Annotated in this window: 13 protein-coding genes, 1 other RNA gene and 1 riboswitch; of the genes, 8 read left to right on the forward strand and 6 right to left on the reverse strand. The window is 64.3% G+C overall.

Going from position 1 to position 12,720, the window contains the following annotated elements:
- Positions 1-48: 48 nt before the first annotated feature.
- Positions 49-309 (reverse strand): mycothiol system anti-sigma-R factor, encoded by a 261-nt coding sequence (gene rsrA / locus AUR_RS03560; RefSeq protein WP_021471037.1) that lies wholly within the window; start codon positions 307-309, stop codon positions 49-51.
- Complete coding sequence (locus AUR_RS03565) at positions 306-1,097, reverse strand: sigma-70 family RNA polymerase sigma factor (RefSeq protein ID WP_062097225.1); 792 nt, start codon at positions 1,095-1,097, stop codon at positions 306-308. Before AUR_RS03565 ends, rsrA begins: the two co-directional genes overlap by 4 nt.
- Positions 1,098-1,276: 179 nt before the next feature.
- Here AUR_RS03565 and AUR_RS03570 point away from each other — a divergent pair, with 179 nt between their 5' ends.
- The 7 genes from AUR_RS03570 to AUR_RS03600 all read left to right on the forward strand — a co-directional run bounded on the left by AUR_RS03570 (position 1,277) and on the right by AUR_RS03600 (position 8,578).
- A complete protein-coding gene (locus AUR_RS03570; protein WP_021471039.1) occupies positions 1,277-1,792 on the forward strand; it encodes a DoxX family membrane protein in 516 nt (171 codons plus the stop codon).
- A 6-nt stretch (positions 1,793-1,798) separates the two neighbouring features.
- Positions 1,799-3,196 carry a 3-phosphoshikimate 1-carboxyvinyltransferase gene (aroA, locus tag AUR_RS03575; protein WP_062097227.1) on the forward strand — a complete coding sequence of 466 codons (1,398 nt, stop codon included), beginning with the start codon at positions 1,799-1,801 and terminating at the stop codon, positions 3,194-3,196.
- Between the two features lie 2 nt (positions 3,197-3,198).
- Positions 3,199-4,314: a ribosome small subunit-dependent GTPase A gene (gene rsgA / locus AUR_RS03580; RefSeq protein ID WP_062097229.1), complete on the forward strand. Its 1,116-nt coding sequence runs from the start codon at positions 3,199-3,201 to the stop codon at positions 4,312-4,314.
- Between the two features lie 56 nt (positions 4,315-4,370).
- On the forward strand, positions 4,371-5,183 hold the full coding sequence (gene hisN, locus AUR_RS03585) for a histidinol-phosphatase (RefSeq protein ID WP_021471042.1): 813 nt from the start codon (positions 4,371-4,373) through the stop codon (positions 5,181-5,183).
- A 181-nt stretch (positions 5,184-5,364) separates the two neighbouring features.
- Positions 5,365-5,478, forward strand: a riboswitch (SAM riboswitch).
- A 31-nt stretch (positions 5,479-5,509) separates the two neighbouring features.
- Positions 5,510-6,919, forward strand: a complete 1,410-nt coding sequence (locus tag AUR_RS03590; RefSeq protein WP_062097231.1) for an aminotransferase class V-fold PLP-dependent enzyme — start codon at positions 5,510-5,512, stop codon at positions 6,917-6,919.
- 118 nt (positions 6,920-7,037) lie between these two features.
- Positions 7,038-7,841 (forward strand): class I SAM-dependent methyltransferase, encoded by an 804-nt coding sequence (locus AUR_RS03595; RefSeq protein WP_241650859.1) that lies wholly within the window; start codon positions 7,038-7,040, stop codon positions 7,839-7,841.
- Positions 7,842-7,867: 26 nt separating this feature from the next.
- Complete coding sequence (locus AUR_RS03600) at positions 7,868-8,578, forward strand: metal-dependent transcriptional regulator (RefSeq protein WP_021471045.1); 711 nt, start codon at positions 7,868-7,870, stop codon at positions 8,576-8,578.
- An 18-nt stretch (positions 8,579-8,596) separates the two neighbouring features.
- On the opposite strand, the gene AUR_RS03605 is transcribed toward AUR_RS03600, so the two are convergent.
- Positions 8,597-10,063 carry an MFS transporter gene (locus AUR_RS03605; RefSeq protein WP_062097233.1) on the reverse strand — a complete coding sequence of 489 codons (1,467 nt, stop codon included), beginning with the start codon at positions 10,061-10,063 and terminating at the stop codon, positions 8,597-8,599.
- Between the two features lie 69 nt (positions 10,064-10,132).
- Between AUR_RS03605 and AUR_RS03610 the strand changes: the two genes are divergently transcribed.
- Positions 10,133-10,462, forward strand: a complete 330-nt coding sequence (locus tag AUR_RS03610) for a hypothetical protein (protein WP_062099247.1) — start codon at positions 10,133-10,135, stop codon at positions 10,460-10,462.
- A 45-nt stretch (positions 10,463-10,507) separates the two neighbouring features.
- Here AUR_RS03610 and AUR_RS03615 read toward each other — a convergent pair whose 3' ends face one another.
- The 3 genes from AUR_RS03615 to smpB all read right to left on the reverse strand — a co-directional run bounded on the left by AUR_RS03615 (position 10,508) and on the right by smpB (position 12,710).
- On the reverse strand, positions 10,508-11,512 hold the full coding sequence (locus tag AUR_RS03615; RefSeq protein ID WP_082694403.1) for a S1C family serine protease: 1,005 nt from the start codon (positions 11,510-11,512) through the stop codon (positions 10,508-10,510).
- Between the two features lie 246 nt (positions 11,513-11,758).
- Positions 11,759-12,127, reverse strand: a transfer-messenger RNA (tmRNA) gene (gene ssrA, locus AUR_RS03620).
- Positions 12,128-12,236: 109 nt separating this feature from the next.
- Entirely contained in the window at positions 12,237-12,710 is a 474-nt protein-coding gene (smpB, locus tag AUR_RS03625; RefSeq protein WP_031216076.1) for an SsrA-binding protein SmpB, read from the reverse strand.
- Positions 12,711-12,720 lie beyond the last annotated feature (10 nt).

Consider the following 12,720-nt stretch of genomic DNA (forward strand, 5'->3'; position numbering starts at 1 on the left):
AGGGCCTTTCGCGTTTAAGCGGCTTTGGTCAGCGGACCTGCGGCCGGTTCAGGCCTCCACGGGCTTGATCGAGTGGATCCTGTCAAGAATGGAGTTCTTGAGGTTCTCCGGCGCAGATTCGGTGCAGGAGCGCTTGACCATGGTGCGGATGAGGCACTCGAGATCGTACTGCTCGGAGCACTCCTCGCAACCGTCCAAGTGCTGCTTGATCTCGCCGAGGTCCTCACGGGTCAGTGCGCCGTCGAGGTACTCGTAGATACGCTGCATGCGCGTATCGTCGCAATCGCCCAATCCCTGGCAGTCGCTCATTTCTCTTTCTCCTGATTGTTGCTACCGGCCGTGGCCTGGTCTTCTGTCTGGGCCCGGAAGCCCCGTTCGGCGGCGTAGTCCGCCAGCATGTCCCGGAGCATCTTCCTGCCGCGGTGCAGGCGCGACATGACGGTGCCGATCGGGGTATTCATGATCTCTGATATCTGCTTGTACGCATACCCCTCGACATCCGCGAAGTAGACGGCCAGGCGGAACTCTTCCGGGATGGACTGCAAGGCATTCTTGACGTCCGAATCCGGGAGATGGTCGAGGGCCTCGGCTTCTGCGGAGCGCAGTCCCGCGGACGTGTGCGACTCCGCCTTGGCCAGCTGCCAGTCCTCGATCGTGTCCGAGTTGGACTGCAGGGGTTCCCGCTGCCGCTTCCGGTAGAGGTTGATGTAGGTATTGGTCAGGATCCGGTACAGCCAGGCTTTGAGGTTCGTGCCCGGCTTGTATTGGTGGAACGCAGAGAAGGCCTTGGTGTAAGCCTCCTGGACCAGGTCCTCGGCATCGGACGGGTTGCGCGCCATGCGCATCGCCGCCGAGTAAAGCTGGTCCACATACTGCATGGCGTCGCGCTCAAAGCGTGCCCGGCGCTGCTCGGCGGTTTCGGTGGAAGGATCGACGGCGGCCGGGGCCTGAGCGTCGTCGCCGGCTGCCTGGTCCGTGGCCGCTGCGGCCGGTTCAATGGTGCTCATCGATGCCAAGTCTACTGTCAGCTGCAGTGAATCCAGCTGCGCGGGCGACGTGGGCCCTGGTAAATCCGTGCGGTCCCTCACCAAGGTCAAAAAACCAACTCCGTTCGTGAAGCGGCAACACCATGCCGCGGCCCGGTCTTCACCGCGCCTTCTGTTCACAACGGCCACCGGTGGGTAAATATTCCGCAAAGGTGCAAGACTAGAGCAGACTGCACCCCTTGAACACGACGTCAAACGACGCCTGTGGCCAATCATCCAGGAGGCAAGACATGTCTGTAATCCGTTTCCTCGCGCGACCCATGCTCGCATCAAGTTTCGTCATTACCGGGCTGGACAAACTGAAGAACGCGGATGACACTGCCAGGCAGTTATCGCCGGTACTTCGCCGGGCTTCCGAGTCCCTGCCTTTCCAGACAGACGAGAAAGTCCTGGCCCGCGTCATCGGTGGCGCGCAGTTGGGAGCAGGTGCCCTCCTCGGCCTGGGAAAAATGTCCCGTTTCGCTGCCACCGTGCTCGCTTTGACCTCGGCGCTAAACACCTACGTGGAGTGGCGCTCAGCGGATATCAGCACCAAGGAAGGCCGTAACGCACGCCGTGCCCAGCTGCTGAAGAACATTTCCCTGACCGGAGGCGTGCTGCTCGCTTCCGTGGACACTGCCGGACGCCCCAGCCTGGCATGGCGCGCCGAACACCTTGCCGCCGACGCAAAGAAAGTCACCGGGAAGCAGATCAAGCGCGCAGACAAAGCAGTACGCAAGGCCGTCGACCACGCAGTTGGAGCATAAGGAAGCATGACTGGTACCACCGCAGCAAACACCGGCACGGAAAGCGCCGCAGCACAATCCCTCTGGCCGGCGCCCTTTGCCAAGCAGCCGGTCGATGCCACGGTAACGGTACCGGGCTCCAAGTCCTTAACCAACAGGTTCCTGATCTTGGCGGCCCTGGCTGATGGGCCGTCAAGGTTGCGGGCTCCCCTGCACTCGCGGGACTCCGCCTTGATGGTCCAGGCCTTGCGCCACTTGGGAGCGACCGTCACCGAGGTGCCGGGCGACGGGGACTACGGTCCCGACCTCGAGATCAGCCCCATCAGTTCGACGGACACTCCCTCCGACACCTCCATCGACTGCGGCCTTGCCGGAACGGTCATGAGGTTTGTTCCCCCTGTGGCGGCCCTCCGCCGGGGAACTGCTGTCTTCGACGGCGACCCCCATGCCCGCAAGCGCCCCATGGGAACCATCATCGAGGCGCTCGTAGCCCTTGGGGTTCCGGTTCGCGCCGAAGGCGGCAGGACGCCGTCGGCCCTGCCTTTCGCGGTGGAAGGCACCGGCAAAGTCCGCGGCGGGCATCTCGTGATCGATGCCAGTGCCTCGTCGCAGTTCGTATCGGCGTTGTTGCTGGTGGGCGCGCGCTTCACCGAAGGCCTGCATCTTGAACATGTCGGCAAGCCGGTGCCAAGCCTCGACCACATCAGCATGACAGTATCCGTGCTCCGCAGCGTCGGGGTCAGCGTGGACGATTCGGTGCCCAACCATTGGCGCGTGGCTCCCGGCCCCATCCGTGCCTTCGACCAGCGCATCGAACAGGACCTGTCCAACGCCGGTCCCTTCCTGGCCGCCGCGCTGGCCACCCGCGGCACCGTCAGAATCCCCAACTGGCCCCTCCGGACAACCCAGGTGGGTGACCTCTGGCGCAGCATCCTCACCACCATGGGGGCAACCGTCACGCTGGAAGACGGCACGCTCACCGTCACGGGCGGTCCCGACATCAAGGGGGCGGACTTTGACGAGACCAGCGAACTGGCTCCCACCGTTGCCGCCCTGTGCGCTTTGGCCAGCGGACCCTCCCGCCTGACCGGGATCGCCCACCTCAGGGGCCACGAAACGGACCGGCTCGCCGCGTTGGTGAACGAGATCAACCGCCTCGGCGGGGACGCGGAAGAAACCGCGGACGGTCTCATCATCCGTCCGGCTGCCCTGCACGGCGGCGTCGTGCACAGCTATGCGGACCACCGCATGGCTACGGCGGGTGCCATCCTCGGGCTCGCCGTGGAAGGGGTGGAAGTGGAAGACATCGCCACGACTTCCAAAACGATGCCCGAATTCCCGCACATGTGGGCAGCCATGCTCGGGCAGGCTACCCGCGATTCCGGCGAATTCCCACAGGCGGGCACAACCGGGGGCAACCGCTGACCATGGGCCGCGACGCACGCTCCTGGGACGAATCGGATGTCCGCATCCGTCCGAACAAGAAGGGTTCCAGGCCCCGCACCAAGGACCGTCCCAGCCACGACGACGCCGTGGTGGGACGAATCATCACGGTCGACCGCGGGCGCTACACGGCGATCGTGGGCGAGGACTCTGACAACGAACGCGTAGTCATTGCAGCCAGGGCCCGCGAACTCCGCCGCACGCCGGTGGTTCCGGGCGATTTCGTTGCCTTGGTGGGCGATGTCTCCGGCAGCCCCGATACCCTGGCGCGGCTGGTCCGCGTCGAAGAACGCCGGACCCTGTTGCGTCGCAGCGCCGATGACACGGACCCGATCGAGCGGGTAGTGGTGGCGAACGCCGACCAGCTGGTAGTGGTGGTGGCCGCGGCCAACCCGGAGCCGCGTACAGGTTTCATCGACCGCGCCTTGGTGGCAGCCTACGACGCCGGCATAGAGCCGCTGCTGCTCATCACCAAGGCGGACGTCAAGGATCCGGCGGAACTTCTTTCGAACTACCTCAGCCTGGACTTTCCGGTCATCATCAGCCGCACGGCGGATTCACAGGCATCCGGCATCGATGCCCGCTCGGACGACGGCTTGTCCGCCCGGCTCGACAGCGAAGCGGTGTCCCGCCTGCGGGACCACCTCGATGGAAAAGTGACCGTCATGCTGGGGCACTCCGGCGTCGGCAAGTCCACCATGGTCAATGCGCTGACGGGCGCGGAACGGGCAACCGGCGGAGTCAACGCCGTGACGGGCCGCGGCCGGCATACTTCATCGTCGGCCCTGGCCCTCAAGCTGGCCGACGCTCCTTCGGGCAGCTGGATCATCGATACTCCCGGCATCCGTTCCTTCGGATTGGCCCACGTCGACCCGGACCGGATCCTGCACTCCTTCCCGGACCTCGAGCCCGGTACCGAAGACTGCGAACGGGGCTGCAAACACGACGCCAACGCCGTCAACTGCGGACTGGACGCCTGGGTCAACGAAGGGCATGCCGGACCTTCCGGCACCGCAAGGCTGGCGTCCCTGCGCCGGCTCCTCGGAGCGGACCCACGCCTGGAGGCGAAGGAAACCAAGGAACTCGGCACCGTCAACTGAGACGGGAAAAGCACCACTTCCCGGGTGCAGGGATTGTTTCGCGATAGTTTGGTGGCATGACCCAACCCGTTTCCAGTTACAACGATGACCTGCGGCTGGCCCACGTCCTGGCCGATTCGGTGGACGCCCAGACCATGGACCGGTTCAAGGCCCTGGACCTGCAGATCGAAACCAAACCCGACCTGACGCCGGTCACCGATGCGGACAAGGCCGCCGAGGAAGCCATCCGCGGCCAGCTCTCGCGTTCGCGTCCCCGCGACGCCGTGCTGGGCGAAGAGTTCGGCAGCAGCGGCCATGGATCGCGGCGCTGGATCATCGACCCCATCGACGGGACGAAGAACTTTGTTCGAGGGGTGCCGGTGTGGGCGACCTTGATCGCCCTCGTTGACGAGGACGAGCCCGTGGTGGGTGTGGTCAGCGCGCCGGCACTCGGCAAACGCTGGTGGGCCGCCAAGGGCATGGGAGCCTACACAGGGCGGTCCCTCGCGTCGGCCACCCGTTTGAAAGTCTCCAATGTCTCTTCGTTGGCGGACGCGTCACTGTCCTTCTCGAGCCTTTCGGGATGGAAGGAGCGCGGAAACCTGGACGAATTCCTTTCCCTCACTGACGACGTCTGGCGGACCCGCGCCTTCGGGGATTTCTGGTCCTACTGCCTGGTGGCCGAAGGTGCCGTGGACATCGCCTGCGAACCGGAACTAAACCTGTACGACATGGCTGCCTTGGTGCCGATCGTCACGGAGGCCGGCGGCAGGTTCACCTCGCTTGAGGGCGAAGACGGCCCCTTCGGCGGCAACGCGCTGGCCACCAATTCCATCCTCCACTCAGAGGTCCTGAAGCGTCTCAACCCGGAGATCGACGATCTCCTTTAGCGCGCTCCGGCAACAGCCGAACCGTAATGCTGCGAATAATCGACGGCGACAAACCCACTTCAGGGTGCCATCGCCGTCGATTATTCGACCAAAACGGGATTCGGCTCTCTCCGTAACAAACCGCTTAACAAACTCCTCCCGCTTTGAATCGTCCACGGAAGGTGTCCTAGTCTCTTCTACAGGTCACGAGTGCCAGCGCTAAACCCCGGTTTGCTGGCCGGCAACCCTCCATTCGCGGTGGGGTGCCCCGGGTGACGACCAGGCCGGTCCGGAACGGATACGGCAAGCGCGGATCCCTTGGAGGGGTCCTTCTTGAGTGAGGTCCCATGAGCACTGTTACGTTCGATTCCACCGTCCTGCCCGCTTTCGGAGATGACCACGCGGCCCACGAAGCCCTCGCAGCGCGACCGCTGGCCGCCGTCACAGGAGCAGAGCTGCAGGCTCCCCTGATCCAAGGGGGCCACGTCAGGTACGCAAACCTTGACTACGGAGCGTCGGCCCCGGCACTGACCATCGTCTCTGCCTACTTGAATGAAATCCTGCCCTATTACGCCAGTGTGCACCGTGGCGCCGGTTACGCATCCCAAATCAGCACGTCCGTCTATGAAAACTCGCGGAACATCGTGCGGGACTTCGTTGGCGGCCGGCCGGATGATTCAGTCATCTTCACCCGCAACACCACCGATTCGCTGAACCTCCTCGCCGGATGCCTCCCCCAGCTTGACGGCGCACCGGCCGGTGAAGTGCTGTACCTCGACATTGAGCACCACGCCAACCTGCTTCCCTGGCAGGGCGTACCGCACCGCAGCGTCATCGCCTCCCCCACGTTGTCTGCCACCATCGCCAACCTGCGCGATGAATTGAGCCAGGGCGGAATATCCCTGCTCGCTGTGACCGGCGCTTCCAACGTCACCGGCGAAATCCTGCCGATTGCAGAGCTCGCAGCGTTGGCGCATGAGTTCGACGCGCGGATCGTCGTCGATGCAGCCCAGCTCGCCCCGCACCGGCGCATCAACATTTCCGAGAGCGACGTGGACTACGTCGTCTTCTCGGGGCACAAGCTCTACGCGCCCTTCGGCGCAGGCGTCGTGGTCGGCCGTCCCGATTGGCTCGACGCCGGAACCCCCCACCTTGCCGGCGGCGGCGCCGTTCGTGAAGCGCGCCTGGATTCGGTGAGCTGGGCAACTGGTCCGGCCCGGCACGAGGGCGGCTCCCCCAACGTCCTGGGGGCAGCCACCTTGGCGCGGGCTACCCAGGTGCTGGCCGGCTTGGACCAACAGGACTGGCACAACCATGAGGTGGCAATCCGATCCTTCCTGGTTGAGGGCTTGGAATCCATTGAAGGGGTCACCGTCCACCGGATCTTCAGTGATTCCACCGACACCATCGGCGTCGTCAACTTCTCCGTTGAAGGCTTCGACGCGGGACTGGTGGCGGCTTACCTGGCCGCCGAGCACGGCGTGGGCCTGCGCGATGGCCGTTTCTGCGCCCACCCGCTCCTGAAGCGCCTCGGCTTGCCGTCCGGTTCACTGCGCGCCAGCTTCGGCGTCGGCTCCCGGCTTGAGGACGCTGCCAGGCTGCTGGCCGGCATCCGGCAACTGAAGACCACCGGACTTGGCTGGGATTACGTCGTGGACGAGGGCCGTTGGGTCCCCGCAAACGATCACCGCAGCTACCCGGAGTGGGCGCCCAATACGCCCGGAACCGCCGGGGCCGCTCCCTGCACCGTGGACTAGGAGCCTTCCCGGCCTTGGCGCCACGTTGCTGCGGTAGATTCTTTGGGTATCCCTGACTACTGCCGCTGAAGGAGTCCCCCGCGTGTCCACGCGTTCAAGCAACGAATCCGGAGGATCACTGCCCTCCGGCCTGCCGGTTTCTTCCGGAGGTGCCGGACGCGCCGGACGCGCCGGCGGCCCAAAGCTGCACGCGCACCGACGTCGGGAACTGGGGCAGAGCTTCCAGGACGGCGGCGAACATTATGATCGGGTCCGCCCCGGGTACCCGGCGGATTCCGTCGATTGGCTGCTGCCCCCGAACGCACGGACCGCGGCCGATATTGGCGCAGGGACAGGCAAATTCACAGCACTGCTGCTCGACCGGGGCCTGCAGGTCAGCGCCGTCGACCCTTCCGCGGACATGCTGGACCAGCTGCGGAAGAACTGCCCGCAGGCGCACGCCGTTGAAGGTACTGCCGAAGTGACGGGACTGGCGGACTCAGTTTTCGACGTCGTCAGTGTCGCCCAGGCCTGGCACTGGTGCGATCCGCTCAAGGCAAGTACCGAGATTGCCAGGATCCTCCGTCCGCACGGAACGCTCGGCCTCATCTGGAACCAACTGGACACCTCCGTGGCCTGGGTTCATCGCCTTTCACGCATCATGCATGCCGGTGATGTCCATAAGCCGGGGTTCCGGCCAGTGGTGGGCCCGGAGTTCGAGAACCTCGAAAGCCACGTCACCAGCTGGCAGGACGCAGTGTCCCCCGAGGACATCATGGAACTGACCAAGTCCCGCAGCTACTACCTGCGCGCCAATCAGGCCACCCGGGAGAACGTGATGGGCAACCTGGAGTGGTACCTCTACGAGCACTTGCACCATGCCCGCGGCGAGCTCCTCGCCTTGCCGTACGTGACGCACACCTGGCGGGCCCGCAAGGCCTGAGCCGGCGGCCACGGTAGGCTTGGAACGTGAAGACCAGCACGCCCTCCTCCTCGATCGAGGACTACGTCAAGGTCATCTACTCCTACACGGAGTGGCAGGACAAGCCGATCACTTCCTCGCAACTTGCCCAGCGGTTGGGGGTTGCCAACTCGTCGGTGTCCGAGATGGTCCGCAAGCTCAAGGACCAGGGCCTGGTAGACCACCAGCCTTACAGCGCCATTCGGTTGACCCCTGAAGGCATGCGGCTGGCACTATCCATGGTGCGCCGGCACCGGCTGATTGAGACGTACCTCGTTGAAGAACTGGGCTATAGCTGGGACGAGGTCCACGATGAAGCCGAGATGCTGGAGCATGCCGTCTCCGACACCTTCATCGAAAGGATGTCCGCGAAGCTCGGCCATCCCGTGCGGGATCCGCATGGTGACCCGATCCCCGCGTCGGACGGATCGGTGGAGTTGCCGCATGCCTACCGCCTGATCGAACTCGACGAGGGCCATTCCGGCCGTATCACCCGCATCAGCGATGAGAATCCCGATTTGCTGCGCTACTTGGCCGCCGAGGACATTTCCCTGGATGCCCGCGTGGAAGTGGTGGGGCGCAAGCCCTTCGGAGGGGCCTTGGTGGTCCGCGTGGGCAGCGGGTCCGCCCGGCGCGAATTCGACCTTGCCGACGAAGTAACCTCAGCACTCTGGGTCCAGAGCACCGGCACCCACGAAGGCTGTGTCCTCACGCGCTGACTCAAGCGGGCCTGGCGGTCAGCCTGGCTGGTGGGCCGTGCCGCCGTCGTCGGCCGCTTTTCCGCCTTCGCTGCCCGAAGCATCCGCCGGCTGTCCCCCCGCAGGAGGTACTTCGTTCCGGATTCCGACGGCGGAGGCCAGGCCACCCAGGAAGAACAGTCCCGCTGTGACCCAGAGAGCGGCATAGAGGCCCTCCCTGGTGAAAGCGGGACCGACGATGAGACCTGCGAAGGCAATACAAATGAGGCCGGCTATGCGGGCCACTGCGTTGTTGACGGCAGATCCTATGCCTGCCTCCTCCGTTGGCACAGCACCGAGAATGGCTGCGGTGAGCGGTGCAACCAAGGTGGCGAGCCCCACGCCGAACACCACTTGGCCGGGGAAGACCTGCGTCCAATAATCCAACGGTTCCTGGATGGACAGCGACATGAGGAACCCGGCACCGCACAGCAAAGGGCCCGCCGTCATGAACCACCGGGGCCCGTGCTTACCGGCCAGTCCGCCGAAGTACGAGGCAGCCAGCATAAGGATCACGGTTCCGGGCAGCAGGGCGATCCCCGCCGTCGTGGCACCCATGCCGCCCACCTGCTGAAGGTAAATGCCCAGGACGAAGAATCCCAGGGAAATGGCACCGTAGATGGCCAGCGTGGCCAGGTTGCCCCAGCCGACATTCCGGATGCCAAACAGCCGCAGCGGCAGCATGGGTTCTGCGGTCCTGTTCTCATGGAGCAGGAAAAGCACCAAGGCGAGGGCGCCCACCACCAACGGCAGCCAAACCTGCGGGGCCGACCACCCCAGGCGACCCTGCTCAATGAAGGCAAAGACCGGGCCGCCAAGCCCCACCATCGCCAGGGCAGCTCCTGTGTAGTCGATCTTCTTGCTCTTGTCCCTTGCGGCATCGGAACTTCGCAGCCGCACCAGCATCGGCCAGATCACCGCGGCGGGAATGACGTTGATGAAGAAGATGACACGCCAGGACAGCAGGTCAACGGAGACGCCCCCGATCAAAGGCGCAACGATCGCCGCCGCACTCGTCCAACCGGACCATTGGCCAATGGCCTTGGATTGGGCCGGACCGGAGAACACCGTCACGATCATCGCCAGGGAACTTGGTACCAGGAGCGCGCCGGCAATCCCCTGCAGGGCGCGGGAGATCACCAGCATTTCACCGTTCCATGCCAAGCCGCACAGAACCGAGGTGACTGCGAACCCTGCGAGGCCCCATTCGAGGATCCTCGCCCGGCCAAAATGATCCGACAGCGAACCGGCAACAAGGATGAGGGAACCCAAGGTCAGCAGATAGGCATCCACCACCCATTGTTGGATCACCAGGCCGCCGCCCAATTCGCGCCCGATCGCCGGCAGCGCGAGATTGACCACAAAGCCATCCAGGATGGCGATGAAAGATGCCACGATCGCCACCACCAAGACCCGCCGCTGCAAGGGTGTGCTGGGTGGCAGGGCCGCTTCAGCCGTCATGTGCACAGCCTACGCTTGCCGTATCGTTGAGTGGTGATCAGCAGACGTGATGCCGCTTTGGCCCTTGATATCTCCATGGAAATGGCCCAGCGCCACGGCATCCCGCCCCGGCTGTCGGAATCGGACCTTCGAGATCTCCAGGACAACCCGCCGCCATGGTTGGTCCAGTCCCGCGCAAACCGTACCGGCAAACGTCCGGTGTGGGTGCACCTGGACTGCGCGGTCTGCAACTATTCCGAGGCAGTCAGGCCCAAGAAATGGTGGCCGGAGTTCTCATTCGTCTACTGCGGGCATCACCGCAGCAGGGAGCTGCCCGAGTTGTTCGCCGGGGACGTACGAACCGAGTATGAGGGTATCGGCAGCCGCTTCGTGGGCGTCGTGGACGTCCGCGCCGAAGACCAATAACCTCTTCCGGTCGTCCTGGCATCTGACCGGGAAGCCAAGGCCGCCTCAGCCCATTTCCGACGGAACCGCAACCAGCCCCACCAGTTTTCCCTCCCGCAGAACCGTCAAGGGGAACGGCTGGCCGATCGCCTCCTCGAAGAGAAGCTTCTGCAGGCTCTCGGCACTGGAAACGGCCCGTCCTTGGGCTTGGAGAACCACATCCCCCGGCTGCAACCCGGACAACTCGGCCGGGGAACCGGCGATCACTTCCACGACGCGCAGCCCTTCCTTCTGGCCCGTGCGCACCACCGCGCCCGCGTCGAGCGGTATGGGTGTGCTCACCAGCCCCAGATAGGCCCGGTGGACGCGACCATCCTTGAGAAGTGATGAGATGATCCGCTGGGTTGTCCTATTAATGGGAACCGCCAGGCCAAGTCCCAGCCCGGCAACGGCGGTATTGATGCCCACAATGCGTCCCTTGGTGTCAGCCAGCGCTCCCCCGGAGTTCCCGGGGTTCAGTGCTGCGTCGGTTTGGATCACATCTTCGATCACCCGCCTGTGCTCCCCTGCACGCACTGGAATGGACCTTCCGAGCCCGCTGACAACACCCGCCGTCACGGAGCCGGACAGCCCCAAGGGATTACCGACGGCGATGACCAACTGGCCCACCCGCAGGAATTCCGCGTTCCCCAACACAGCGGGAGGCGGGGTTCTGCCCAGTCCCCGAACCACGGCGAGGTCGGACAACGGATCGGCACCCACCAGTTGGACGTCGCTTTGCTTGCCGTCGGCGAAGACGGCCCGGCCGGACTCGGTCCCGGCAACGACGTGGGCGTTGGTGAGCAGGTAGCCGTCGACGGTAAAGACCACAGCCGAGCCGCTGCCCACCCGAACCCGGCCGTTGCGCCGGGTGCTGACCATCTCGATGGCGGCCACATGCGGCGTCACCGAGCCGGCCACGCGGATGACCGTTTGCGAGTACGCGTCCAGGACGTCGTCGTCGTCGGTTTCGGTCCCGTTGCCCGCTCCCGGATTGTTGTCTTCGAATGCAAACTCGCGCCCGACGTCCATCATGTTGCCTCCTGCCACCCGGCCGATGCCCCTGCGGGCCTATCCACTACAACCGATGCGCCGGGTCCCCTAGTCCTGTCCCGGCTACGCCGTGGGTGAACCTGCTGCGATGTACCGGCCGCGGTGTGGCCCCTGCCCCAGCGCCGGGCTTCCCCAGCACGGCACCGCCGGGCTTCCCCAGCACGGCACCGCCGGGCTGCAGGAGGGCAAAAGAAAGCCCCCGGACGAGTGTCCGAGGGCTTTCAAGGGTGGAGATGGGGGGAATTGAACCCCCGTCCGATGTCGTGTTGTCAGGGCTTCTCCGGGCGCAGTTTGCGTCGGATTTTCTCGGCCCCAGCCATCCTGCAAACAGGTGGCTGATCCAGGCCCAGTCATCTAAAAGTCCCGTTTACCCCAATGACGAAGGCAAACAGCAGTGGCTATCTAAATGACGCCAGGAACCGGGGCGATAGCAACCCCGGGCTGACGGACTGTCTTACTGCTTAGGCAGCAAGAGCGAAGTCAGTGCGCTTAGATTCGGCACTTATTGGTTTGCAGACAGCGTTAACGAGATAATTCTGCATCCTCGGCCCGCTTCACCTGTCGCGACTAACATCGTCGAAACCGATCATCCCCGTATTTTGTTACCAAACCGGCGTTTGCTCATCACTCCCGCCGGACTACCAATCATAACGCATGTTCCCCGAAGATCATTCCCGGGAACCCGCGCGGGTTCCGCGACCCGCTACGAGCGTCGGTTACGTTCCCGCAATTCGCGCAACGACTCGCGCTTGTCCTGCTGCTCCCGCAGCGTTTGGCGCTTGTCGTAGTCCTTCTTACCGCGGGCGATCGCGATTTCCACTTTTGCCCGCCCATCCAGGAAGTACAACTGAAGGGGCACCACCGTGAACCCGGACTCGCGGATTTTGTGCGAGATCTTGTCCAGTTCTTCCCGGTGCAGCAAGAGCTTACGACGCCGGCGCGCGGCGTGGTTGGTCCAGCTCCCCTGGTTGTACTCCGGGATGTGGATGCCCTCCATCCACAACTCATCGTTATAGAAGGTGCAAAAGCCGTCCACCATGGAGGCATGGCCTTCACGGAGGGACTTCACCTCGGTACCCATCAGGGCAATGCCTGCCTCGTAGGTATCGAGGATCAGGTAGTTGTGCCGGGCCTTCCGATTGGTGGCCACTACCTTACGGCCACTTTCTTTGGGCACGGTAGAACTC

Origin of the sequence: Paenarthrobacter ureafaciens (assembly GCF_004028095.1) — a bacterium.
GTDB lineage: Bacteria > Actinomycetota > Actinomycetes > Actinomycetales > Micrococcaceae > Arthrobacter > Arthrobacter ureafaciens.